This window comes from Arthrobacter sp. CAN_A6 (genome assembly GCF_015751715.1).
GTDB lineage: Bacteria > Actinomycetota > Actinomycetes > Actinomycetales > Micrococcaceae > Arthrobacter_D.
Genome location: NZ_JADOUV010000004.1, coordinates 223,243 through 246,161, shown reverse-complemented (window position 1 = coordinate 246,161; position 22,919 = coordinate 223,243). Strand labels below are relative to the sequence as shown.

The 22,919-nt window shown below is 66.8% G+C and carries 24 protein-coding genes and 1 riboswitch; of the genes, 6 read left to right on the top strand and 18 right to left on the bottom strand.

The window, feature by feature from the left end; genetic code table 11:
* Positions 1-14 precede the first annotated feature (14 nt).
* Together IWX75_RS09485 and IWX75_RS09480 are read left to right on the top strand one after the other, a co-directional pair.
* A complete protein-coding gene (locus IWX75_RS09485) occupies positions 15-632 on the top strand; it encodes a class I SAM-dependent methyltransferase (RefSeq protein ID WP_196822000.1) in 618 nt (205 codons plus the stop codon).
* A gap of 131 nt (positions 633-763) precedes the next feature.
* A riboswitch (cyclic di-GMP riboswitch) is annotated at positions 764-838 on the top strand.
* 178 nt (positions 839-1,016) lie between these two features.
* Positions 1,017-1,844 (top strand): response regulator transcription factor, encoded by an 828-nt coding sequence (locus IWX75_RS09480; protein ID WP_196821999.1) that lies wholly within the window; start codon positions 1,017-1,019, stop codon positions 1,842-1,844.
* Positions 1,845-1,855: 11 nt separating this feature from the next.
* On the opposite strand, the gene IWX75_RS09475 is transcribed toward IWX75_RS09480, so the two are convergent.
* From IWX75_RS09475 to IWX75_RS09445, 7 genes are all read right to left on the bottom strand, one after another.
* Complete coding sequence (locus IWX75_RS09475) at positions 1,856-2,317, bottom strand: Hpt domain-containing protein (RefSeq protein WP_196821998.1); 462 nt, start codon at positions 2,315-2,317, stop codon at positions 1,856-1,858.
* Between the two features lie 449 nt (positions 2,318-2,766).
* A complete protein-coding gene (dapF, locus tag IWX75_RS09470) occupies positions 2,767-3,729 on the bottom strand; it encodes a diaminopimelate epimerase (protein WP_334684230.1) in 963 nt (320 codons plus the stop codon).
* Positions 3,698-4,837, bottom strand: coding sequence for a tRNA (adenosine(37)-N6)-dimethylallyltransferase MiaA (gene miaA, locus IWX75_RS09465; RefSeq protein WP_334684229.1), 1,140 nt, complete (start codon positions 4,835-4,837; stop codon positions 3,698-3,700). Before miaA ends, dapF begins: the two co-directional genes overlap by 32 nt.
* Before the next feature lie 16 nt (positions 4,838-4,853).
* Positions 4,854-6,353 (bottom strand): tRNA (N6-isopentenyl adenosine(37)-C2)-methylthiotransferase MiaB, encoded by a 1,500-nt coding sequence (gene miaB / locus IWX75_RS09460; RefSeq protein WP_196822060.1) that lies wholly within the window; start codon positions 6,351-6,353, stop codon positions 4,854-4,856.
* 52 nt (positions 6,354-6,405) lie between these two features.
* Entirely contained in the window at positions 6,406-7,230 is an 825-nt protein-coding gene (locus IWX75_RS17685; RefSeq protein ID WP_334684228.1) for a regulatory protein RecX, read from the bottom strand.
* 4 nt (positions 7,231-7,234) lie between these two features.
* Positions 7,235-8,284 (bottom strand): recombinase RecA, encoded by a 1,050-nt coding sequence (gene recA, locus IWX75_RS09450; protein WP_026531977.1) that lies wholly within the window; start codon positions 8,282-8,284, stop codon positions 7,235-7,237.
* Positions 8,285-8,512: 228 nt separating this feature from the next.
* On the bottom strand, positions 8,513-8,734 hold the full coding sequence (locus tag IWX75_RS09445; protein ID WP_196822058.1) for a DUF3046 domain-containing protein: 222 nt from the start codon (positions 8,732-8,734) through the stop codon (positions 8,513-8,515).
* A 303-nt stretch (positions 8,735-9,037) separates the two neighbouring features.
* Here IWX75_RS09445 and IWX75_RS09440 point away from each other — a divergent pair, with 303 nt between their 5' ends.
* Positions 9,038-9,511 carry a MarR family winged helix-turn-helix transcriptional regulator gene (locus IWX75_RS09440; protein WP_196821996.1) on the top strand — a complete coding sequence of 158 codons (474 nt, stop codon included), beginning with the start codon at positions 9,038-9,040 and terminating at the stop codon, positions 9,509-9,511.
* A 72-nt stretch (positions 9,512-9,583) separates the two neighbouring features.
* Here the strand turns inward: IWX75_RS09440 and IWX75_RS17680 are convergent, their stop codons facing one another.
* The 6 genes from IWX75_RS17680 to dapA form a co-directional block, all read right to left on the bottom strand.
* Positions 9,584-10,024, bottom strand: coding sequence for a helix-turn-helix domain-containing protein (locus IWX75_RS17680; RefSeq protein WP_196882027.1), 441 nt, complete (start codon positions 10,022-10,024; stop codon positions 9,584-9,586).
* Positions 10,025-10,148: 124 nt separating this feature from the next.
* Positions 10,149-10,634 (bottom strand): CinA family protein, encoded by a 486-nt coding sequence (locus tag IWX75_RS09430; RefSeq protein WP_196821995.1) that lies wholly within the window; start codon positions 10,632-10,634, stop codon positions 10,149-10,151.
* Positions 10,631-11,236 (bottom strand): CDP-diacylglycerol--glycerol-3-phosphate 3-phosphatidyltransferase, encoded by a 606-nt coding sequence (gene pgsA / locus IWX75_RS09425; RefSeq protein ID WP_196821994.1) that lies wholly within the window; start codon positions 11,234-11,236, stop codon positions 10,631-10,633. The genes IWX75_RS09430 and pgsA overlap by 4 nt, the downstream gene beginning before the upstream one ends.
* Before the next feature lie 9 nt (positions 11,237-11,245).
* The gene (locus tag IWX75_RS09420) at positions 11,246-14,185 is read right to left on the bottom strand and encodes an FtsK/SpoIIIE family DNA translocase (RefSeq protein ID WP_196821993.1); all 2,940 of its coding nucleotides are present in this window, start codon (positions 14,183-14,185) and stop codon (positions 11,246-11,248) included.
* A gap of 39 nt (positions 14,186-14,224) precedes the next feature.
* Positions 14,225-15,958, bottom strand: coding sequence for a ribonuclease J (locus IWX75_RS09415; RefSeq protein WP_334684227.1), 1,734 nt, complete (start codon positions 15,956-15,958; stop codon positions 14,225-14,227).
* Complete coding sequence (gene dapA / locus IWX75_RS09410; RefSeq protein WP_196821992.1) at positions 15,955-16,902, bottom strand: 4-hydroxy-tetrahydrodipicolinate synthase; 948 nt, start codon at positions 16,900-16,902, stop codon at positions 15,955-15,957. The genes IWX75_RS09415 and dapA overlap by 4 nt, the downstream gene beginning before the upstream one ends.
* A 119-nt stretch (positions 16,903-17,021) precedes the next feature.
* Here dapA and IWX75_RS09405 point away from each other — a divergent pair, with 119 nt between their 5' ends.
* The 3 genes from IWX75_RS09405 (at position 17,022) to IWX75_RS09395 (ending at position 20,186) form a co-directional block, all read left to right on the top strand.
* Entirely contained in the window at positions 17,022-18,227 is a 1,206-nt protein-coding gene (locus IWX75_RS09405; RefSeq protein WP_196821991.1) for a heparan-alpha-glucosaminide N-acetyltransferase domain-containing protein, read from the top strand.
* 250 nt (positions 18,228-18,477) lie between these two features.
* Positions 18,478-18,837 (top strand): PadR family transcriptional regulator, encoded by a 360-nt coding sequence (locus tag IWX75_RS09400; protein ID WP_196821990.1) that lies wholly within the window; start codon positions 18,478-18,480, stop codon positions 18,835-18,837.
* Positions 18,834-20,186 (top strand): permease prefix domain 1-containing protein, encoded by a 1,353-nt coding sequence (locus IWX75_RS09395; protein ID WP_334684226.1) that lies wholly within the window; start codon positions 18,834-18,836, stop codon positions 20,184-20,186. Before IWX75_RS09400 ends, IWX75_RS09395 begins: the two co-directional genes overlap by 4 nt.
* A gap of 18 nt (positions 20,187-20,204) precedes the next feature.
* Here IWX75_RS09395 and IWX75_RS09390 read toward each other — a convergent pair whose 3' ends face one another.
* From IWX75_RS09390 to moaC, 5 genes are read right to left on the bottom strand one after another with little or no spacing between them, the layout of a single operon-like run.
* Positions 20,205-20,699, bottom strand: coding sequence for a hypothetical protein (locus IWX75_RS09390; protein WP_196821989.1), 495 nt, complete (start codon positions 20,697-20,699; stop codon positions 20,205-20,207).
* A 1-nt stretch (position 20,700) separates the two neighbouring features.
* Positions 20,701-21,468, bottom strand: coding sequence for a 4-hydroxy-tetrahydrodipicolinate reductase (dapB, locus tag IWX75_RS09385; RefSeq protein ID WP_196821988.1), 768 nt, complete (start codon positions 21,466-21,468; stop codon positions 20,701-20,703).
* Between the two features lie 36 nt (positions 21,469-21,504).
* Positions 21,505-21,936 carry a molybdenum cofactor biosynthesis protein MoaE gene (locus tag IWX75_RS09380; RefSeq protein ID WP_196821987.1) on the bottom strand — a complete coding sequence of 144 codons (432 nt, stop codon included), beginning with the start codon at positions 21,934-21,936 and terminating at the stop codon, positions 21,505-21,507.
* Positions 21,923-22,408 carry a MogA/MoaB family molybdenum cofactor biosynthesis protein gene (locus tag IWX75_RS09375; RefSeq protein ID WP_196821986.1) on the bottom strand — a complete coding sequence of 162 codons (486 nt, stop codon included), beginning with the start codon at positions 22,406-22,408 and terminating at the stop codon, positions 21,923-21,925. Before IWX75_RS09375 ends, IWX75_RS09380 begins: the two co-directional genes overlap by 14 nt.
* Entirely contained in the window at positions 22,405-22,899 is a 495-nt protein-coding gene (moaC, locus tag IWX75_RS09370; protein WP_196822055.1) for a cyclic pyranopterin monophosphate synthase MoaC, read from the bottom strand. Before moaC ends, IWX75_RS09375 begins: the two co-directional genes overlap by 4 nt.
* Positions 22,900-22,919 lie beyond the last annotated feature (20 nt).

Sequence of the window (22,919 nt, the reverse complement as noted above, 5' to 3'; positions counted from 1 at the left end):
ACTAGGCTCTTGCCATGGACTCCCAGCATTACTTCACCGCCAAGCCCGCAGGACCCGAGGTGCGCCGCCCACTCTCCGTCGTCCTTGACGGACAGCGCAGGGACCTGGTGACATCATCCGGTTTGTTCAGCCCCGACGGCGTCGACAAGGGTACGGCCATCCTGTTGGCTGCCGTACCTCGGCCGTCGGGAGCCCGGCTCCTGGACATCGGTTGCGGCTGGGGCGCGCTCGCGCTGAGCATGGCTCTCAAAGCGCCGGCGGCAGATGTCTACGCGGTGGACGTCAATGAGCGATGCCTCGCACTCACCCGCGACAATGCCGCGAGGCTCGGGCTGCCGAACGTCTACGTCAGCACGCCCGACGGCGTCGACCCCGCCCTCGAATTCGACACGGTGTGGTCGAACCCTCCCATCCGCATCGGCAAGCAGGAGCTCCACGCGCTCCTGCTGGCCTGGCTCCCGAGGCTCGCGCCCGACGGCGATGCCTGGCTGGTGGTGCAGAAGAACCTCGGCGCCGACTCACTGCAGCGGTGGCTGGCGGAGTCGTTGCCGGAAGGCTTCGCCGTGCAACGCGCGGACACCTCGAAGTCGTTCCGGGTGCTCCACGTGAAGCGGGGCAACTCGCCCGTCTGAAGAAGCGCGGCCGGTCCAGGCGACGGTCGGTCCTGCGAATGCCGTCGGTACGGCCCGTAAGACGTCATCGAGTCGGTAGTCGACAAGCGATGCACCCTGATAAAGTCCGTGAACATGTATGGGCATACGCCCATCGATAAGGGCAAACCTGGTGCGAGCCAGGGACGCAAAGCCACGGGACCCACGCGGTCAGCCGGGCTACCGAACAGCAAAGGTCTCAACCATGCCGGACACGTGCTTAGTTGAAGCGTCGGTATTTGTTGGCTTCCAGGGCACTGCTGCCCCCGGAACACGGGCGAACCTGCCCTCCGCTTCCCTTCGGGTCCCCTGCAGACCGGGCGGATCGGGCGCACCCGTCCGAAGAACTGCGACCGAGGCGTTGGCATGAGCACCGAAACCGCCGCCAGAAGTCCTGAGCAGGGATCGGCCGTCGTCATCGAGGATGACCTCGATATCCGGAACATCGTTGTCGCTGTGCTGCGGCAGGCAGGTTTCGACGTCCACTCCGAAGCGACGGGACGGGACGGAGTGGAAGTGGTACGCAGGAACACCCCGACGGTCGTGACACTCGACGTCGGTCTGCCCGACATCGACGGCTACGAGGTGCTCCGGCGCATCCGGAACATCAGTGACTGCTACGTCATCATGCTCAGCGCCCGAGCCGATGAACTGGATACCCTCACCGCCCTGCAGGCCGGAGCTGACGACTACCTGATCAAGCCCTTCCGTCCACGGGAACTGAGGGCGAGGATCGATGCGATGTTGCGCCGGCCACGAATCCAGACGACTTGTCCGCCCGTTCCACCCAGCACTCCTGCGCCCGCTCCCGCCGCTACACCCGCCCTTGCCGCTGTCCTGGGGAATTCTGCAGTGCTTCAGCACGGTGATCTGGTTCTTGATCGGGAAGCCAGGACGGCGAAGCTGGCCGACGAGGAACTGCTCCTGACGAGGAGTGAATTCGATCTGCTGCACGACCTGCTGCGAAGCAACGGAGCCGTCCGGACGAGGTCCGCACTGGTCGGGGTCGTCCGGGGCGAGGATTACCGGGGATATTCGTATGTCAGCGACGCGGATCAGCGCGCAATCGAAGTGCATATCGGGAATCTGCGCCGGAAGCTTTCCTCCAACGCGCGCTCTCCCGACCTCATCACCACGGTTCGGGGAATCGGGTACCGGCTCGTCCCCCTACCCGGGCAGCGGTCGGTTCCGTAGGGGCGCAACCCTCACAGGTCCGGCGGTATGTAGGTGTCGAGGAGTTCCGAGGTGGTGTCGGAGCCGCAAACCTCGACGTATGCGAGGGTCCGGGCGGCAGTATCCATGTCATTGGCCTCGATGAGCTTCTCGAACCAGGCAGCGAGATAGGCAAGCCGCGCCGCTCCGACCATCGTCGAGGTGACCTTCACACTCAGCGCCGCCTCTTTCGCCCCCGCTTTGTCCCGGTCCTCCACGAAGCGGGCCAGGCGCCGATATTTCCCGTCCCAGGACTGCGCGAAGTCCCGGGCGAACGCATGCACCACCGTCGGGCTGTCGAAATCCTTCTCCAGTTCACGAAGCACGTTCCGGTCCACCAACGGCTCGCACTCGCTGCACGCTGAGGAGGATCCGGAGTGAACCTGCCCGCAGCCGAAACCCGTCCGGTCATCCGGGAGCCCGTCGCCGGCTGAAGGGTAATGAGTGGAGGGCACCTCCGAATGCTACGTGTATCCCGGCGGGAAAATCATTGTTTTCGTCCAACCTGCGTAAACCTTGCGCTTTGTGTTTTCGGGTCCGGGGAATCTACCCGATACCGTGGCAGAGCCCCGGGTAACGCGTCTGCCGCGGGGTCACGGACCTGGGGTCACGGACATGGGGTCGAACCTGCCCGCCTCCCGTCCGTGCCCGCATCACACTCCTCCGAGGGTGGAATCGAACAGAGTGAATGTCGGGGGCGTCCCGAGCCTTGCCGCACCGTGGCACATGCCCTCTCCGGTGTCAGCGCAGTTCAACGCTAGGTGACGTCACTCCGGGCTGCACGGACCCAGGCCAAGAGGTCTGGACGCTTCTGTCGACGCGCGGCACGTCAGCGCCGGTGCACCTCGGACGATCCTGCGGAAACCCTGCCTCACCCCGATCTCCGATGCAGGGACGCGTGCGGTCAGGAGGAAAGGGCCTGCAACGACGCCGGAAAAAGTACGCCCTCGGCGACCAGTTCAGCCGGTCCGCTCAGTTCAACGTGCTCCAGTCCGTCCACGCCCACGTGGAAGACGACGCCGACGACGCCTCCCGGCACGCCGACGGCCCAACGGGAGGGCGCCGAATCCCCCGCCCAGTACCGGATTGCAACGGCCGCCGCGCAGGCTCCCGTGCCGCAGGACTGCGTCTCTCCCACACCGCGCTCATGCACGCGCATGGTGACCACACCGACGCCGTCTTCGACCAACGGGTCGTTGGGCACGACCAACTCGACGTTGGTGCCCTGGGGAGGGAACGGTTCCACGGCCGGGGCGGTGTGCAGGGCCGCGGCGGTCAACTCCCCGAGACTTGCCAGTGCGACGACGGTGTGCGGGTTTCCCATGCTGACGGACAGGGCGGGGCGGGCAACTTCGAGTCCCTGGATTTCCACCAGGGAGTCCGTGCCGCGGGCCACCGCGGTGTCCGGGTGGATGAATTCCCAGGGGCCCATGTCCACCGAGTAACCGTCGGCGGACGCCGCGACGACTTTGACGCCGCCGCGGGTGGCGACGGAAACGGTTGCTCCGCCGTCGAGCGATACGAACCCCTTGACGGCCAGGAAGTGGACGAACACCCGCACGCCGTTCCCGCACATCTCGGAGGTTGTTCCGTCACCGTTCCAATAGTCCATGAACCACACGGCGTCGGGAGCGCTCTGCAGCAGTGCCCTGCCTTCAGGGATCCGTTCCGACCGGACTGCGCGGATCAATCCGTCCGCTCCGATACCCCGATGTCGATCGCACACGGCGGCGACACTCCTGCTGTCCAGGTCGAGCCGCCCCTCGGGATCGAGAATCAGGACGAAGTCATTGCCGGTCCCGTGCCCTTTGGTGAAGGGAACACCGGCCAGCGGACTAGTGGAGTTCTGCTGCGTTCGAACTGGCACGGTCACCCTCCTGGGTTGGAACTGACTGATCCGGATCTTGTCGGGCATCCGACCCGCCCTGTAGGAGATCGAGACACCTCTCGAGCAGGCGCGGATCCTCACCGTCCAGCCAGTCCACGCGCGGGTCTCCACGGAACCAGGTGAGTTGACGCTTGGCGAAGCGCCGGGTCGCGACGATCGTGTCCTCGACGGCGGCTTCCTCCGGCATTGCTCCGTCGAGCACCTTCAGGAACTGAGCATAGCCCAGCGCCCGGGACGCCGTCCGTCCCTCCCTCAGCCCCTGGTCCACCAGCTGCTCCACCTCGGAACGCAGGCCGTCCTCCACCATCGTGTGGACACGTGTCGCGAGACGCGAACGGAGCCTTTCCCGGTCCACCTCCAACCCCACCTGGACGGCGGACTGGTAATACCGGCGCTCGGGCATGAAGGAGCTGAAAGGGCGTCCGGTCAGCTCCGTGACTTCGAGCGCCCGGACGAGCCGGCGGTTGTCGGCAACTCTCGCGGCCGACGCCGGGTCGACCTTCGCCAACCGGTCCCGCAACGCCGCTGCCCCCTTGTCCTCGAGCTCCTCCTCGAGGCGCTGCCTCACTGCAGAGTCGGTACCCGGAAACTCGAGGCAGTCGAGGACAGCGCGCACGTACAGCCCTGAACCTCCTACGAGGATCGGCGCCTTCCCGCGCTTCCGGACCTCCGCGATGGCCACCCGCGCCGCGAACTGGTAAGCGGCAACGCTGGCCTCCTCCTGAATGGAGAGGGTGTCGAGAAGGTGATGGGGGATGCCCCCGCGCTCCTCCATCGGGAGCTTCGCGGTGCCGATGTCCATGCCGCGATAGAACTGCATCGCATCGGCATTGATGATCTCACCGTCGAGCGCAAGCGCCAGCTGGACGGCGAGGTCCGATTTTCCGGAACCGGTGGGACCGACGACGGCGACAACCGTTCCGGCGAGGGACGGCGCGGGCGAGACCTTCCGCACGCCCGGGACCGGACCGGTGACGGACGTCCGTCCATCGGTCGACCTGGGCCGGTCGGCCGGCGCCGACGGGGCTGGCGGCGCCGGGTCGGGCGACGGCTGAGGGGCTGGCGGCATGCGGCTGGTTGCCGACATCAGGAGATTCCCGTCGTCAGTCGGCTCGCCCGCGGACCGGGAGCGTGGGCATTCCGAGTGAGACTCCGCGCGTCCCTGCGCCGCCGGCTCCGGTGGAGGGCGCAGCGCACGAATCCGCCTGCGCGCGGTCCCACGCGTCACCGGCACGGGATCGGCGCACGCTGTATTCGGCGGGCGACGCCGGGTCGGCGATGAGGTGGAACGGTGCGGCCCGGGTCACGGAAACGGTGACGAGGTCCCCAGGCCGCGGCACCTGCCCGCCGTCGGGCACTGAGAAGTGGACGAGCCTCTGGTCCCTCGAGCGCCCCGACAGCCGGTGGGTCTCAGCGCTCTTCCGCCCCTGGTGGGCGGTGACGAGGACTTCCACCTGCCTGCCCACCTGCAGCGCATTCTCCTCCTCGCTGATGCGGTCCTGCAGCGCAGTCAGCCGCTCGTAACGCTCCTGCACAACGTGCTTGGGCAATTGGCCGGCAAGGTCGGCAGCGGGAGTTCCGGGGCGTTTGGAGTACTGGAAGGTGAAAGCCGTCGCGAACCGGGACCTTTCGACGACGTCGAGCGTCGCCTGGAAGTCCTCCTCCGTCTCTCCGGGGAACCCGACGATGATGTCGGTGGAGATGGCCGCGTGCGGCATGCGCTCGCGTACCCGGTCGAGGATCCCGAGAAACTTCGTGGAGCGGTAGGAACGCCGCATGTCCTTCAACACGCGGTCGGAACCGGACTGCAGTGGCATGTGCAACTGCGGCATCACGTTGGGCGTCCCGGCCATCGCTTCGATGACATCGTCAGTGAATGCTGCGGGGTGCGGGCTGGTGAACCGGACCCGTTCCAGGCCCTCGATCGCCCCACAAGCGCGCAGCAGCTTGGCGAACGCACCGCGGTCGCCGAACTCCACGCCGTAGGAATTCACGTTCTGGCCGAGGAGGGTGACCTCGATGGCGCCGTCGGCCACCAGAGCCTCTATTTCGGCGAGGATCTCCCCGGGCCGGCGGTCACGCTCCTTGCCCCGCAGCGCTGGAACGATGCAGAAGGTGCACGTGTTGTTGCAGCCCACGGAGATCGACACCCAGCCCGCGTATACCGAGTCGCGCTTCGTGGGAAGGGTGGAGGGGAACACGTCCAGGGATTCGAGGATCTCGAGTTGGGCCTCGTTGTTGTGGCGTGCCCGCTCGAGCAGGGCCGGAAGGGCCCCGATATTGTGGGTTCCGAAGACTGCGTCCACCCACGGAGCTTTCCGCAGGATCGTGTCGCGGTCCTTCTGCGCGAGGCATCCGCCCACCGCGATCTGCATGCCGGGATGGGTTTCCTTCACCGAGGCAAGCATCCCGAGGTTTCCGTAGAGCTTGTTGTCGGCATTCTCGCGGACCGCGCAGGTATTGAAGACGACGACGTCGGCCTGGCCGCCCGACGCCGCAGCATAACCGGCGCCCTCGAGCAGCCCGGTGATGCGTTCGGAATCATGGACGTTCATCTGGCAGCCGAATGTCCTGACTTCATAGGTGCGTGGACTGCCGATCATGTTCCGCTGGACCGGGGCTGACGACGGCGCGGGCGCTGTGATACTCACGCTGTTAAGCGTACGGTGGGCCGGCCGCGAGTCCACAATCGTCGTTACCCCGCCCCTCGTCCAGGAGATCCCGAACGAGGGAGAACGCGAGGCCCGGGTTGTAGCCCTTGCGTGCCAGTACGCCGACGAGCTTCCGCGTTTCCCTGTCGCGGACCTTCCGGTCCGCCAGGTCGATGCCGCCACGCATTTTCCTGCGAATCACCTGTTCGGCTGAGGCGCGCTCGTCCTCGTCGCTGATCTGGGCGAGGGCTTCCTCGGCGAGATCCGGGTCAATGCCCCTGTCAGCAAGCTCCCGCTTCAGGACCGACCGGGCCAGGGAACGTGTTTGGGCACGGCTACGTACCCACATTCCGGCGAATTCGGCATCGTCGATGAGTTGAACCTCTTCGAAGCGGTCCAGCACGGCGCCGGCGACGTCATCAGGGATGTCTCGTTCCTTGAGCTTCTGGGCGAGTTGGTGCCTGCTTTTGGGTGCCATGGCGAGGTGCCTGAGAACTAGTGACCGGGCAAGCCCGGCCGGGTCTTCAGGGACCTTGCTGCCCTCCTCGGGGGAAACGACGGGCGGAACTGCGTCCGGGTAGCCCGGTGGCTTGCTCGACTCACCCTGGGAATCCTGGGAGAAGCCGGAGCCGGAGTCGGCCGAGCTGCCCACCACCGGGCCATAGGGCGATTCCTGCGCGGGGCGCAGCTTCCGGGTGCGGGAACCGGAAGCTGCCTGTGCTGCGGAACCACTGCTCCCTGCCCTGGATCCCCTGCTCCTGCTCCTGCCAAAGGGTTTGCGCGAAGGCTCTGATGTTCCGCTGGAACCGAAAGCACCGTCGGCGGACATCCCGCTACTCCCCGCTGACGGCCTTGAGCTTCGGTGTGCCTTCAGCTTCTTCAGGCTGGACACCGATCCCGAGCTTGGTCCGGATCTTCTGCTCGAGCTCATCAGCCAGGTCCGGATTGTCGATCAGGAACTTCCGGGCGTTCTCCTTGCCTTGGCCCAGCTGATCACCGTCGTAGGTGAACCACGCACCCGATTTCTTGACAAGCCCGTTCTCCACACCCACATCGATGAGCCCGCCCTCACGCGAGATTCCGTAACCGTAAAGGATATCGAATTCCGCCTGCTTGAACGGCGGCGCCATCTTGTTCTTGACGATCTTGGCCCTGGTGCGGTTACCCACCGGATTGACACCCTCCTTGAGGGTTTCGATGCGTCGGACGTCGATGCGCACCGACGCATAGAACTTCAGGGCCTTGCCACCCGTGGTCGTCTCCGGGCTGCCGAAGAACACACCGATCTTCTCGCGAAGCTGGTTGATGAAGATCGCGGTCGTGTTGGTCTGGCTCAACCGCCCCGCGATCTTTCGCAAGGCCTGGCTCATGAGCCTGGCCTGAAGGCCCACATGGCTGTCTCCCATGTCGCCTTCGATCTCCGCGCGGGGCACCAGCGCTGCCACGGAGTCGATCACCACGAGGTCGATCGAGCCGGACCCGATCAGCATGTCCATGATTTCCAGGGCCTGCTCACCCGTGTCAGGCTGGGACACCAGGAGCGCATCGGTATCCACACCCAGCCTCTTTGCGTACTCGGGATCCAGGGCGTGCTCGGCGTCGATGAACGCGGCGATACCACCATTACGCTGGACGCTGGCGACGGCGTGAAGTGCAACAGTGGTCTTACCCGATGATTCCGGCCCGTAGATCTCGACGACCCTGCCACGGGGAAGCCCTCCTATGCCGAGGGCCGCATCCAGTGCAATGGAACTTGTGGAGATAGTTTCACGGGGGGCACGAACCTCGTCACCAAGACGCATGATCGAGCCTTTGCCATACTGCTTGTCGATCTGTGCAAGTGCAGCTTCAAGTGCTTTCTCGCGGTCGGCTGGTGCGGCCATTATTCACCTCGGTTTGTTGTGGCCCGAAGGCCGTTTGCATGTTCGTTCCGACCCTATCGGCCGGCACTGACAGTTTCGGGAATGCCGTTTCTATGTGGACATTCCGACGCGGCGGGATGCTTCCATCCTACCGCCGACCGAACAAAGATTCGAATAATTTCTCGGCGTGTCCGGCCGGCCATCGGTTCGGTATCGGCGGGCCGCGCCTGCCAACTCATCGCAGCAGGGTTACCGCCGGGGCGCGACATCCCGGCCCAGCCGCCGCTCGTGCGGAATGTCCTGCGCATCACAGACAGCGGTCCATACCCGGCGGGGATCGACCCCGCCGGACAACGCGGCAAGCGCGGTCCGGTCCCCCAGCTCGGCAAGGACCAGATCCCCCGCCAGGCTGCGCGAGTATCGGCTTCCGAACTCGTCATCCATCAGCCGCCAGAAGTCACTCAGCCGCATGTCCCTCTCCTTCTCCACTGCGTCATTCTGCCGACGGGCGCCACGGCCCGGAAACCAGAAATCGGAATTCCTTCGTATCGAGCAAGCGTCTCGTCTCGGTCCCGCCGGAAAATCCTGTCGGAAATCCCGCCGGAAAATCCTGTCGGAAGGTCCCGTCGGACGGTTCTGCCGGGCGATTCCGCTGGCATGAGTCCTTTCACAATGTCCTGCCGGACCCCCGGTGATGATGGTTGCATGCCCCCCGGACGGCTTCCCCCAACCCCCGTAGCGGAATGCGGCAGCCGGAACCCTAGAATAAGCGACATGGAAGCCAAGCCCGCAAGTACCGACTCCGATGTAGATTCCGCGATCGAGGCGCTCGAGCAGCAGCTCAGCATGCTCTGGAGGCGCGCCCGCTCCAACTCCTACAAGGTGGCACGTCGCGTGCACCCGGACATGGAACCGGCTGCCTACGGTCTGCTCGTGATCCTGCAGCGCGAAGGTTCCATGCGGTTGACGGACATCGCGGCCAGCATCGGCGTCGGCAAACCGTCAGTGAGCAGGCAGATCGCAATGCTTGAGCAACTCGGTCTGGTCCAGAAGGAAGCGGATCCGCTGGACGGCCGGGCGCAGGCGATTTCATTGACGCCGGCGGGAACGCATCAGCTCGTCACTGCACAGTCAGCGCGCAAGCAGGCTTTCCATCAACTGATGGAGGATTGGGACGTGTCGGACCTCACGCAGCTCGGAAACCTCATCGCCCAGCTCAACTCCACGTACACCAAGGACAACTGGTAGGAGCCCACTGCTGCTGCGCAAAGCAGAAAGCCCGCCTCCTGTCGGGGCGGGCTTTCTGACGCGGGGCAGCGTCTACCGGTTGGTGGTTGCAAGTCCCCTGCGGAAGTCGTTGGTGAGGTCATCGGGTAGGTTGTCTTCGAATTCGCGTGAGAATTCCTGCGGAATGGTGTCCGGGATCGAGACACCCTCCGCCTCTGCGAGCCGATCGCTGACTTCCCGCAGCATCGAGGACAGTGGAACATCCAGTGCGCCGCAGATTGATGAGAGGAGTTCAGATGACGCTTCCTTTTGGCCGCGTTCCACTTCGCTGAGGTATCCGAGGGAGACCCTTGCACTGTGGGACACCTCCCGGAGCGTCCTGCCCTGGCGCTGGCGGACGTCGCGGAGGACGTCCCCGATTTCATGGCGTAGTACCACCATTTTGCGCTCCTTGGGCTTGCGTTGTGCATCATCTGCCAGCCCCACATCACGCCAACGGATCACGCCGTTTACGGATACGGGTTGCTTTACCATCGGTATGCCTTGCTCCCTCATAAGTGCGGCCCCGCCCGGTGGGCGGATGCCGCGAAGATGATGACCGGCCCGGTTTTCTTGAGCCTTAGTCGTCAACCCTATCAACGGCCGACACTATTCATAACTAACCCGCGGGATCTTTTGTTCCCATGGACAACCCGCTCCCCAGCAGTTCCAATGCAGCGCTGCAGGATTGCTGCCGGATCTGCCCGCGGCCCCCCGAAAACCGGTATTCCACCACCCGGGTGCCCGAAGCGGAGGCCACTGCGATGAAAACGGTTCCCACGGATTTTCCGTCGTGCGGCTCAGGCCCTGCAACTCCGGTCGTCGAGACGGCGAGATCAGTGTTCATCAGGGTCCGGGCCCCCTCTGCCATCTGGCGGGCTACGGCCGCGTCCACCGACCCGGCCTGGACCAGAAGCGTCGGCTCGACTCCGAGCACCTTCATCTTGATGTCGTTGGCGTAAGCGATCACCCCGCCCTTCAGCATTCCGGAGGCGCCCGGCACGTCGGCGAGGGAAGCTGCCACCTGTCCGGCCGTCAACGATTCGGCTGTTGCAACCGTGAGGCCTGCCGCCAGGGCCTTTCCGACGACGTCGGCGGGCTTCATGCGGGAGAGGGAGGAGACGATTTCGCTGCCGAGCGCAGCCGGGCGGCCTGGAGGACGTAATCGACTCCCGTGACCACAGTCACGACGAGTGCCGCGCCCATGACGACTGCTGCAGGCCACCAGGCCCAACTGCCGAGGCTCGACTGGAGCGGCAGGAGGAACAGGAGGATGGCGACGGTCTGGATCACCGTCTTCAACTTCCCACCACGCGAAGCCGGCATCACTCCGTAACGGATCACCGCGAACCTCAGGAGGGTGACGCCCAGCTCCCGACCGAGGATCACGAGGGTCACCCACCACCACAGTTCACCGAGGACCGACAGGAGAATCAGCGCAGATCCGATCAGGAGCTTGTCGGCAATGGGGTCCGCGATCTTTCCGAAGTCGGTGATCAGGCCACGGCTCCGGGCGAGGTCGCCGTCGAGCTTGTCCGTATAGATGGCGACGACGAACGTCGCGACCGCCAGCCAGCGGAACAGCCCACCCTCGCTGTTGTCGGCGAGCAGGAACCAGACGAAGAAGGGAACCAGGAGAATCCGCACGACGGTGAGGACGTTCGCGATGTTCAGAACCGGTACCGCCGGGGCTGGAGTGTTCGTCACACGACTAGGCTACCTGCCGGTGAGGTTCCAGGCGTCCTCGTCTCCGTCGTCGTCGCTCGCGGAGCTTCCGTCGGAGTAGTCGATCGCCTGGGTACGCGCTGCGAGGTCGTCGGCCACGAGGTCCACCGGGGCCGCAGGTCGTGGGGCTGCTGCAGGGGCGGCGGCAGCGGGTTCGTCGCCACGCATGGCGGCGAGGACCGGTGCGAGGTCGTCCGGCTTGACGAGCACGTCGCGTGCCTTGGACCCTTCGGACGGTCCCACCACTCCCCGGGATTCGAGGAGGTCCATGAGGCGGCCGGCCTTGGCGAAGCCGACGCGGAGCTTGCGCTGGAGCATCGACGTCGAGCCGAACTGGGTGGTGACCACGAGTTCGGTGGCCTGCAGCAGGACGTCGAGATCGTCCCCGATGTCGTCCTCGACCTGCTTCTTCGGCGCTTCGACGGCGACGTCCTGGCGATAGACCGCCGACAGCTGTCCCTTGACGTGCTCCACGACGCGGTGAATTTCCGACTCGGTGACCCACGCGCCCTGGACGCGCATCGGTTTGGAGGCGCCCATGGGCAGGAACAGTGCGTCGCCCTGTCCGATGAGCTTCTCGGCTCCGGGCTGGTCGAGGACGACGCGGGAATCGGTGACCGACGACGTCGCGAACGCCATGCGGGACGGGACGTTCGCCTTGATCAGTCCCGTGACGACGTCGACCGACGGACGCTGCGTCGCCAGCACGAGGTGGATGCCCGCGGCACGTGCAAGCTGGGTGATCCTCACGATGGAATCCTCGACGTCGCGCGGTGCGACCATCATCAGGTCGGCGAGTTCGTCCACGATGACCAGGAGGTACGGGTACGGCCGGACCACGCGCTTGGATCCCTCGGGCGGAACGATCTTGCCGTTGCGGACGGCCTTGTTGAAGTCGTCGATGTGCTTGTAGCCGTAGTTCGCGAGGTCGTCGTAGCGCGTGTCCATTTCGCGGACCACCCACTGCAGGGCCTCGGCGGCCTTTTTCGGGCTGGTGATGATGGGGGTGATGAGGTGCGGCACGCCCTCATACGCGGTGAGCTCGACGCGCTTGGGGTCGACCATGACCATGCGGACCTCGTCGGGCGTCGACCGCATGAGGATCGACGTGATCATCGAGTTCACGAAGGACGACTTTCCGGCCCCGGTCGCTCCCGCAACCAGGAGGTGCGGCATCTTTGCGAGGTTCGCCACCACGAAACCACCCTCGACGTCCTTGCCCACGCCCATGACCATCGGATGGTCGGTCTTGCGGGCGTTGCCCGAGCGGAGCACGTCCCCCAGCGACACCGTCTCGCGGTCGGTGTTCGGGATCTCGATGCCGATCGCCGATTTGCCGGGGATGGGCGACAGGATGCGGACATCCGAACTGGCGACGGCGTAGGAGATGTTCTTCGACAGCGCCGTGACGCGTTCCACCTTGGTGCCGGGCGCGAGCTCGATCTCGTAGCGCGTCACGGTCGGTCCCCGGGAGAAGCCGGTGACCTTCGCGTCGACGTTGAACTGGTCCATGGTGTGGGTCAGCGCCGCGACGACGGCATCGTTGGCTTCCGAACGCTCCTTCGGCGGCGTGCCGGCAGGAAGGTAGTCCGACGGCGGCAGCGTGTAGGTGACGTCCCCGGCGAGCTGGAGCTGTTCGGTCCGCTGGGGGATCGGGGTCGGAGGGACCTGTGGCTGGACCGGCGTGGACGGCACGATCAGGGCCTTCGCTGAGGGCACGACGTCGATGGCCTCGGTGGCGCCCTCCGGAATCCGCTCCGGCGTTCTTTCGGGAGCACGGGCCGCGGTCGATCCGATTCCCTGTGCCTGCTTGATCTTCTCGGCGGCGAGCTCCTGCTGCGTGGGCCGGCGCGTGCCTGCCGGTATCTGCGCTTCGGCTTCGCGCGCCTTCCGCTCCTCGTCCTCGATCACGGCGCGTTCGAAGGCTTCATCGCCCACGTAACCGTCGGCGTCGGCGTCGCCGTCGTAGGGCTGTTCGGTCCGGTTCTTGCCGAAAAGACGTTTCTTCTTCTTCGGTGCGGGCTTCGCCGTGGCGCCATGCGCCTCGTAGAGGTAGCTCTGGTCGTGGTCAGGATCGTTGTCGCTGCCGTTGTGGCCGTTGGTGGAGTCGCGGTCGCCGTCGATCAGGTCCTGCCCCATGAGGTGCTCGTAGAGGGCCCTCAGGCGCCGCGGGATGTGTCGCAGGGGCGTTGCGGTGACGATGAGGATCCCCAGGAAGACGGCGAGGCCGAGGAGGAGGCCCACCGGCCACGGGGTGAGGATCTCGGTCAGGGGCCCGGCGGTGAGGAATCCCACCACTCCCCCGGCGCGCCAGAGTGGATCAAGACCTTCGGAGAGGCTCGGCCTGCCGCCCACCAGGTGTGCGATGCCGGATCCGGCAACCAGGATGACCAGCTGCCCGATGGCGATGCGGTTGTTGGCGCGATGCTGTTCCGGGTATCGGAACAGCCGGACGGCGCCGATCAGCAGCAGAAAGGGAACCAGCAGCGCCATCCATCCGAAGGTGCCGCCGGCCACCGCGTGGATGCCCCGCGCGAGCAGTCCGGCCAGGGCCCACCACTCGACCGCAGCGACGGCCATCGCCAGCAGCAGGAGGAAGAATCCGGTTCCGTCCCGGCGCGTGTCCCGTTCCGGATCGACGTCGTGCCCGAACTTGCGCACCCCGGACCCGGCGACGTGGGCGAGGCCCATCCACGCACCGCGAACGGCACGGAGGGGCAGCGACGGCTTCTCCTCGGGGTGTTCCGGGACGGCCGCAGTATTCTGCGCGCCACCCTGTGCGGCGCTCTGCCGTTGGCTCTGCCGTTGGCTCTGCCTGGGGCTCTGCTTGGTCTTGGGAATGCTCCTGGCCGGCGCGGGGCGCGCAGCAGCTGGAGTCTTCTTGCGCGACTGCTGGGGCCCCCGGGGGGCAGGGGAAGTACGGGTGGCCATACCTCCACGGTACCGGATCCGGCTCCGGCTTCCGGGGAGCTACGCCTCGAGGACCACGGGAATGATCATGGGACGGCGGCGGTACCGGCGGTTCACCCAGGTGCCGATCACGCGACGCACTACCTGCTGCAGCTGATGGGTGGTGTGGTCCTTGTTGTTGCGGACCGCTTCCTCGAGGGCTTTGCTGAGCTGCGGCATGATCTCATCGAAGACCGAGTCGTCCTCGGCGAATCCCCGGGCATGGATGTCGGGCCCCGAGACGATCTTGCCGGTGGTGCGGTTCACCACGGTGATGATGGAGATGAAGCCCTCTTCGCCGAGGATGCGCCGGTCCTTCAGATCGGCGTCGGTGATCTCGCCGATGCTCGCGCCGTCCACGTAGATGTAGCCGCACTCGACAGCGCCGACGATCCGCGCAGTGCCATCGACGAGGTCCACCACCGAGCCGTCGTCAGTGAGCAGGACGTTCGCTGCAGGCACCCCCGTCTGCTCGGCGAGCCTGCCGTTCGCGATGAGGTGCCGGGTTTCACCGTGCACCGGCATCACGTTGCGGGGCCGGAGGATGTTGTAGCAGTACAGGAGTTCCCCGGCCGCTGCGTGACCGGACACATGCACCTTCGCATTGCCTTTGTGGACGACGTCCGCGCCCAGCTTGAGCAGGCCGTTGATGACCCGGAAGACGGCGTTCTCGTTCCCCGGAATGAGCGACGACGCCAGGATCACGGTGTCACCCTTTCCTACCGTGATCCGGTGATCGCCGTTGGCCATGCGGGAGAGGGCCGCCATCGGCTCCCCCTGGGAACCCGTGGACATCAGCACCACGCGGTCGTCAGGCAGGTCGTCGACATTCTTGATATCCACCAGGATGCCCTCGGGCACCCGGAGGTAGCCGAGCGACGCAGCGATGCCCATGTTGCGCACCATCGACCTGCCCGCGAAACAGACGAACCGCCCGTGCATTTCCGCGGCGTCGATGACCTGCTGCACGCGGTGGATGTGGGAGGAGAACGAGGCGACGATGATGCGCTTCGCGACGTGCGAGAAAAGGTTCTCGAGGACCGCACCGATCTCGCGCTCGGCGGTGGTGAAACCGGGAACGTCGGCGTTGGTGGAGTCGACCATGAGCAGGTCGACGCCCTCCTCACCGAGCCGCGCGAAGGCCCGGAGGTCGGTGATCCTGCCATCGAGCGGAAGCTGGTCCATCTTGAAGTCGCCGGTGTGCAGCACGTTGCCGGCCGAGGTGCGGAGGAAGACGGCGAGGGCGTCGGGAATGGAGTGGTTGACGGCCACGAACTCACATTCGAACGGACCGAACTGCTCGATCTGTCCCTCCGACACGGTCAGCGTGTACGGCCGGATGCGGTGTTCCTGCAGTTTCGCCTCGATCAGGGCGAGCGTCAGCTGGGATCCGATGAGCGGGATGTCGGCCTTCAGCCGGAGGAGGTAGGGGACGGCACCGATGTGGTCCTCGTGGCCGTGCGTCAGCACCAGCCCGACGACGTCGTCGAGCCGGTCCTCCAGGTAGGAGAAATCGGGCAGGATCAGATCGACGCCGGGCTGGTTCTCCTCCGGGAAGAGGACCCCGCAGTCGACGATCAGGAGCTTTCCGTCGATCTCGAACACGGCCATGTTCCGGCCGATCTCCCCGAGCCCTCCCAGGGGCACGATCCGCAGCGTGCCCGGCTCCAGTGCCGGCGGTGGGCGCAGCGCTACTGACCCTGCTGCCGGCCGGCCGGCCGCTGTACCTGCGGCTGCGGCCGTGCCTGCGGTCATGCTTCCGACCGCGTGGCGGGCCGGTCAGCTGCTCCCCGCTCGAGATCCCAGCCTGCCTCGGCGAGATCCGCGAACACCTCTTCCATCTCGACGGCGGTCGGCTCCACGAGCGGAAGCCGCACGACGGCGTTGGACAGCACGCCCTGGAGCTTCAGGATCTGCTTCGCCGACACCGCTCCCGGGATATGCGTCATCACGGCTCGCACCACGGGATCGAGCTCGAAGTGGATGCGGCGGGCTTCCGCATAGTTGCCGGCGGCGGCAGCGTCCACCAGGGCCCGGAAGGCAGCGGTGGCTACGTGCGCGCTGACGCTCACCACTCCGACCGCTCCCGCTGCCATCCACGGCAGCGTCAGGCCGTCGTCGCCGGAGTAGACGTCGAGGCTGGTGTTGGCCAGCACGCGGGTGACCGCTGCGTAATCGGCCTTGGCGTCCTTGAGGGCTTGGATGGACGGATGATCGGCGAGCCGGATCATCGTCTCGGTGGTGATGGGGATGCCGGACCGGCCGGGGATGTCGTAGATCATGATGGGCAGGTCGCTCGCTGCTGCGACGGCATGGAAGTGTGCCAGCACGCCGGCCTGGGTGGGCTTGTTGTAATAGGGCGTGACCACTAGCTGGGCGTCGGCGCCGGCCCGGGCGGCGCGCTGCGCCATCTCCACCGAGTGCGAGGTGTGGTTGGTGCCGGTGCCGGCAATGACCTTGGCGCGGCCGCCCACGGCCCCCGCCACCACGCGGAACAGCTCTTCCTTCTCGGAGTCCTCGAGCGTGGAGGTCTCGCCGGTGGTGCCGGACACCACGAGGCCGTCGCAACCGTCGTCCACCAGCCGGGATGCGAGGGCCGCCGTCGCGTCGTAATCCACCGCGCCGTCGGCAGTGAAGGGCGTGACCATGGCGGTGACCAGGGTGCCGAACGGAAGGTTTCTGGGCGCGGATTCAGGCATGGGTAAAACGTTACCCGTTTTGGCGGCGGCGGGCAGGACCGGCACGGCGTCCAGCGGTGCCGGGGTCCGGAACTGCCGTCCCGCCGGGTACTGCCAGAGGGCTGTGAGAACATCGGACCATGTCCTCCCAGCCCGCCTTCCGGCGCCTCAGCGGTATCGACGCAGCACGCGGGATTGCACTGTTCGGGATGATGAGTACCCATATTTTTCCGCTCTACGTCCCCGGCACTGCCGAAGCCACGGAGGTGGCCCTCCTTTTCTCAGGGCGCGCATCGGCCTTGTTCGCGGTGGTGGCGGGAATCGGCCTTGCACTGCTCACCGGGGGCAACGCACCCCGCTCTGGGCGCGTGCTGAGGATGGATCGCCGCGGCATCGCGGTGCGGGCCGTTCTCATCGCGATGGTCGGCCTGGTGCTGGGCGGGGTCGAGACGAACATCGCCGTCATCCTGTTCCACTACGGCGTCCTGTTCCTGCTCGCGCTGCCCTTCACCGGACTGCGCCTGCCCGCGCTCGCGGCGTGGGCGCTGGGGTGGACACTGCTCTCACCCGTCGTGGCCTTCCTGGTGCGCCCCTGGGTCGAGACCACGGTGGTCCCGGCCGACGTCGGCGGCAATCCGATGTTCGAGCACCTCCTCGTGCCCGCCACCCTTCTGGCCGACATCCTCGTCACCGGCTACTACCCGGCTCTGCAGTGGCTGAGCTACGTGCTCCTCGGCATGGTGATCGGCCGTCTTCGGCTCCCCGACCTCAAGGTGCAGGGTGCGCTGGTGGCCGCGGGGCTTGCGGCGGCGATCGGCGCGAAGCTGGTGGGCTCCTACCTGCTGGGACCGGCCGGCGGCCTCGCCGCACTGCTGCAGACGCCGGAGGCTGCGGGTTATCCGCTCGAAGCCATGCTCGACGTGGGTGTGGGATCGATCGACCAGGGTGCCTCCTGGTGGTGGCTGGCCATCATCAGCCCTCACTCCGGGACGACACTCGACCTCGTTCACACCGCGGGGTCGGCAGCGGTGGTCGTCGGTATCTGCCTGCTGCTCACCCGGCGGAGCCCACGCGCTTTGCTGCCGCTGTCGGGTCCCGGGGCGATGACCCTGACGCTCTACGCCCTGCACATCACGATCATGAGCTGGACCGACCAGTTGGTTCCCCTGCCCGAGCCGTCGGCCGTCTTCTGGTTCCAGGTCCTGGCGTTCGTTGCCCTCGGCATCGTCTTCCACCGCCTGAATGCCCGCGGTCCGCTCGAACTGCTGACCTCGGGCGCATCACGCGCCGCGCGCACCGGACTCGCGCCGGAAGCGGGCAGTGGCGCCGGCCGGGCAAACAGCTAGCCGTTCTGCCGCTGCGCAGGGCGGGAACCGGCAGGTCCGGTGGGAGGAACTCCTGCCCTGCGCGGACCCCGGAGCCACGGTGGGACTGCGCCGTTCGAGGATTCTCTGGTGAAGCCTCGCAGGTCCTGAGTGACTGAGTTCCCGAATCCCTTTCCGAATCTTCATCGGTGCACCTAATACTTGAGGACCATCTAACATACCTAGAACTGCTATGGTTACATACCCTACAGATCTAGGTATTGGAGGCTCGGTGCGCATCGACAAGGACCTGGTCGCCGCTTCGGCAACCCCGCTCGTTCTGGGGATCCTGTCGGACGGCGACCTGTACGGGTACGCGATCCTCAAACGGGTCGCCGAACTCTCGGGCGGCGGAATGCAGTGGACCGACGGGATGCTCTACCCGCTGCTCCACCGGCTGGAGCGGCTCGGCTACGTCTCGTCGTCGTGGGGTGTGTCCGAGGCCGGACGCCGGCGCAAGCACTACGCGATCACGCCGGCGGGCCGGGATTCCCTCGCCGACCGGCAGGAGCAGTGGAGCGTTGTCGCCGGTGCGCTGCGCCAGGTGTGGCAGACCGCGCAGCGCCCGCCCGCCGCCGAGGGCTGGGCATGATGGAACTCCACGCTGACCTGGAGGCCCAGATCGACCGGTGGCGCGGCTACGTCCAGCGGCGCCAGGCGATCTCCCCCGCCGACGTCGACGAACTCGAGGACCACCTGCGCGGGCAGATCGCCGACCGGCAGGCCACCGGGCTCGACGACGAGGAGGCCTTCCTCGTCGCGATCAAGCGACTCGGCAGCCTCGACGCCGTCTCCCGTGAGTTCGCCCGCGAGCACTCCGACCGGCTGTGGAAGCAGCTCCTGCTCGTGCCGGACGAGGCCGACGACGCCGGCGCGCCGCCATGGCGCGAACTGGCACTCGTCCTCGTCCTCGCCGTCGGTGCGGGCATCGCGGTCAAGGCCGGCCTGTCCTGGCTCGACGACGGAGCCGCGCTGGGGCGTAATCTGGGCCTGTTCGTCTTTCCGTTCCTCGCCGCGTACTTCGGATGGAAACGCCGGCTCACCGTGCACGTGGTGGCGACGCTGCTCGTTCCGTTCGCCGCCCTGGCCGTCGTGCTCAATGTCTACCCCTTCGCCTCCGGCGGCTCCACCGAATTACTCGCCGTGCTGCACGCGCCGGTGGTCCTGTGGCTGCTGGCCGGAGTGGCGTACGTCGGAGGAAGGTTGCGCTCCGATCGGCGGCGCATGGACTTCGTACGGTTCACCGGCGAACTCGCAATCTACTACACGCTCCTCGCCCTGGGCGGTGCCGTCCTGATCGGCCTCACCCTCGCGACGCTCCAACTCATGGGCATCGATTTCGAACCTGTCCTGGAGGACTGGATCCTGCCGTTCGCCGTACCGGGGGCGCTCGTGGTCGCGGCATGGCTCGTCGAGGCCAAGCAGAACGTCGTCGAGAACATCGCCCCCGTCCTCACCCGTGTCTTCACGCCCCTGACGATCATCATGCTGCTGGCCCTGCTGGCCGTCCTCACGACCGCCGGCGGGCTCGCCGCCATCGACCGCGAACTGCTCATCCTCATGGACGCGATCCTCGTGCTCGTCCTGTGCCTGCTGCTCTACTCGATCTCCGCCCGCGACCCGCTCGCCGCACCCGGCCTGTTCGATGCCCTGCAGCTGGTCCTCGTCCTTGCGGCCCTCGCAGTCGACGCGGTGATGCTGACCGCGATGCTGACCCGCATCGCCGAGTTCGGTTTCAGCCCCAACAAGATCGCCGCGCTCGGCCTGAACCTCCTGCTCCTGGTCCATCTGGTCCGGGCGGCCTGGCTCACGGCCGGATTCCTGCGCGGCCGACGCACCTTCGCTGCGCTCGAGCACTGGCAGACGCGGTATCTGCCGGTCTACGGCGCCTGGGCCGCCGTCGTCGTCGTCGTTTTCCCGCCCGTCTTCAGCTTTCTCTGACCAGCGCGCCGCCAGCGGTCAGCTGCTCCCCGGACCAGCGCTGTCGGGGCCGGTAAAGAGCTTCGCAGCGTCACGCATCGCACGGCGCGCGCGCTTGCGGTCACCGGCGGCGTCGTAGGCGCAGGAGAGCCGGAACCAGCTCCGCCAGTTGCCGGGCTCGCGTTCGGCTTCGGCCTGGTACTGCGGGAAACTCTCATCCGCAGCCGCGCGGACGATGCGTCCGGCCGGCGTCCGCGGAAGGTCATCGACCGGCAGCCCGCCTTCGTGCTCGAGGATGCGCGCCATCCGTTGGGTCTGCGCACCGAACGTCAGCTCACGCACCAGCGCCCAGGCGCCGATCAACGGCAGGAGCAGGTAACCGAGCCCGAGGGCTTTCGCGATCGGATCGGGATCCGTCAGGAGCAGGAAGCTGCGCTGGAAGGACACGACGAGCCAGAACACCAGCAGCAGGGTCACGAGGACCACGCCGATCTTCACGCGGTTCCTGCTGACCACGTCGATCAAAGCCCTCACCTCAGGAGTCCGGGGACTGCAGGTCGAGGTAACCGTCGAGTCCGACAGTGAGCCCGGGATGGGCGGCCACACTGCGGATTCCCAGGAGGACCCCGGGCATGAAGGACGCCCGGTCGAAGGAGTCATGGCGGATGGTCAGCTGCTCCCCCGGGCTGCCGAGAAGTACTTCCTGGTGCGCCGTCAGTCCCCGCAGGCGCACCGAGTGCACCCGGACGCCGTCGACGTCCGCTCCCCGGGCACCTCCCGGATCGGAGTTGGTGGCATCCGGGCTCCGGGAAATCCCCGCGGCGCTGCGTGCCCGGCTGACGAGTTGCGCCGTGCGGGCTGCGGTACCGGAGGGGGCGTCCACCTTGTCGGGGTGATGAAGTTCGACGATCTCCACCGATTCGAAATAGCGGGCGGCGCTTGCTGCGAAGGCCGTGGCGAGGACCGACCCCAGCGCGAAGTTGGGAGCGATCAGGACCCCGGTGGCCGGGTTCCCTTCCAGAAGTTCCCCGAGGTCCGCAAGGCGCTCGTTCGTCCAACCGGTGGTCCCCACCACCGCATGGATTCCGTGGTCGACGGCGAAGGCGACGTTGCGGTACGTCGCCTCGGGGACGGTGAGGTCCACCATCACCCGCACGCCTGCGGAGACGAGGATGTCGAGGGAGTCATCCCTGCCCAGCGCGGCGACGAGCGACAGCCCGTCGGCGGCTTCGACGGCCCGGACAGCCTCGGCGCCCATGCGGCCCCGGGCGCCCAGCACTGCTACGGGTATCTCCTGGTTCATGCGTCCCACACTACTGTTCCGCGCCGACCGGGACCGTCACGCGCCGGCCCCGACCCATTCGACGGATCCGTCCGAGAAGAACTGTTCCTTCCAGATGGGTACCCGTTCCTTGACGGTGTCCACCAGGTCGGAGCACGCGGTGAAGGCCTCGCCCCGGTGTCCGGCCGCGACGGCGGCAACGAGCGCGTTGTCGCCGATCTCGAGCGGCCCCGTCCGGTGCGCAACCCAGATCCGCACGCCGTCGTGCTGGGCTGAGATCTCCTCCGCGACTTCCCGGATGATCCGCTCGGCACTCGGATGCGCGGAGTAGCTCAGCGAGGCGACACCCTTCCCGCCGTCGTGGTCGCGGACGACCCCACTGAAGCCGACGACCGCGCCGCACGCTGCCGAGTCGACGGCGGCCAGCGCGGCGTCGGGGTTGATGGGAAGGTCCGAGACTGCCGCGTGTACTACTTCACCCATGGTCATTGGATCCTTCGAGTTGCGAGCAGATGTGGCCGATCAGGGGCGAAAGGACGGCCAGGCCGTCGCGCACTCCCCCTGGGGAGCCGGGGAGGTTGAGGAGGAAGGTGCGTCCCGCGGTCCCGGCGAGCCCGCGGCTCAGCACGGAGGTGGGCACCTGCTGCTCGCCCGCCCGGCGGAGGGCCTCCATGATGCCCGGCAGGTGGCGTGTGAGGTACGGCGCTGTCTGCTCGGGGGTGGCGTCGTCGGGACTGAGCCCGGTGCCACCACTGGTGATGAGCACCGCCGGACCACCCTCGAGGAGCCTGCCGATCGCCTGGCCCACCGGGGCGCCGTCGGGCACCACCACCGCCTCCTGGACGGCGAAGCCGTGCTCGAGGAGCCATGCCGCGATCAGCGGCGCGCACTCGTCCTGGTAGGTACCCGCCGCGGCCCGGGTCGACGCAATGACCACGGCCGCGTTCCGAAGGGACGTCATATGCTCCAGTCTCCGCTCTTTCCACCGGATTTGGCCAACACCCGGATGCCGTCGATGGCGGCGGTGTGGTCGACGGCCTTGATCATGTCGTACAGCGTGAGTGCGGCGATGGAAGCCGCGGTCAGCGCTTCCATCTCCACGCCGGTCACGGCCGTCGTGGCCACCACGGCGGTCACCAGGACGGCGCCGCCGTCGGACTCCACGGTCCCGAAGTCCACAGTGACGCGGCTGATCGGCAGGGGGTGGCACAGGGGTATGAGCGACGACGTCTGCTTGGCGGCCAGGATGCCCGCCACGCGGGCGACGGCGAGGGCATCGCCCTTCGGCAGCGCGCCGTCGGTGATCATCGCGACGACGTCGGGCCTGGTACGCAGGATCGCCTGCGCGCGCGCTTCGCGCTTGGTGACGGCCTTGCCCGAGACGTCGACCATGTGGGCGGTGCCGTCCTTCCGGACGTGGGACAGGGCCGGCGGCACCTGATTTCCGCTCACCTGACTTTCACTCAGCGGGT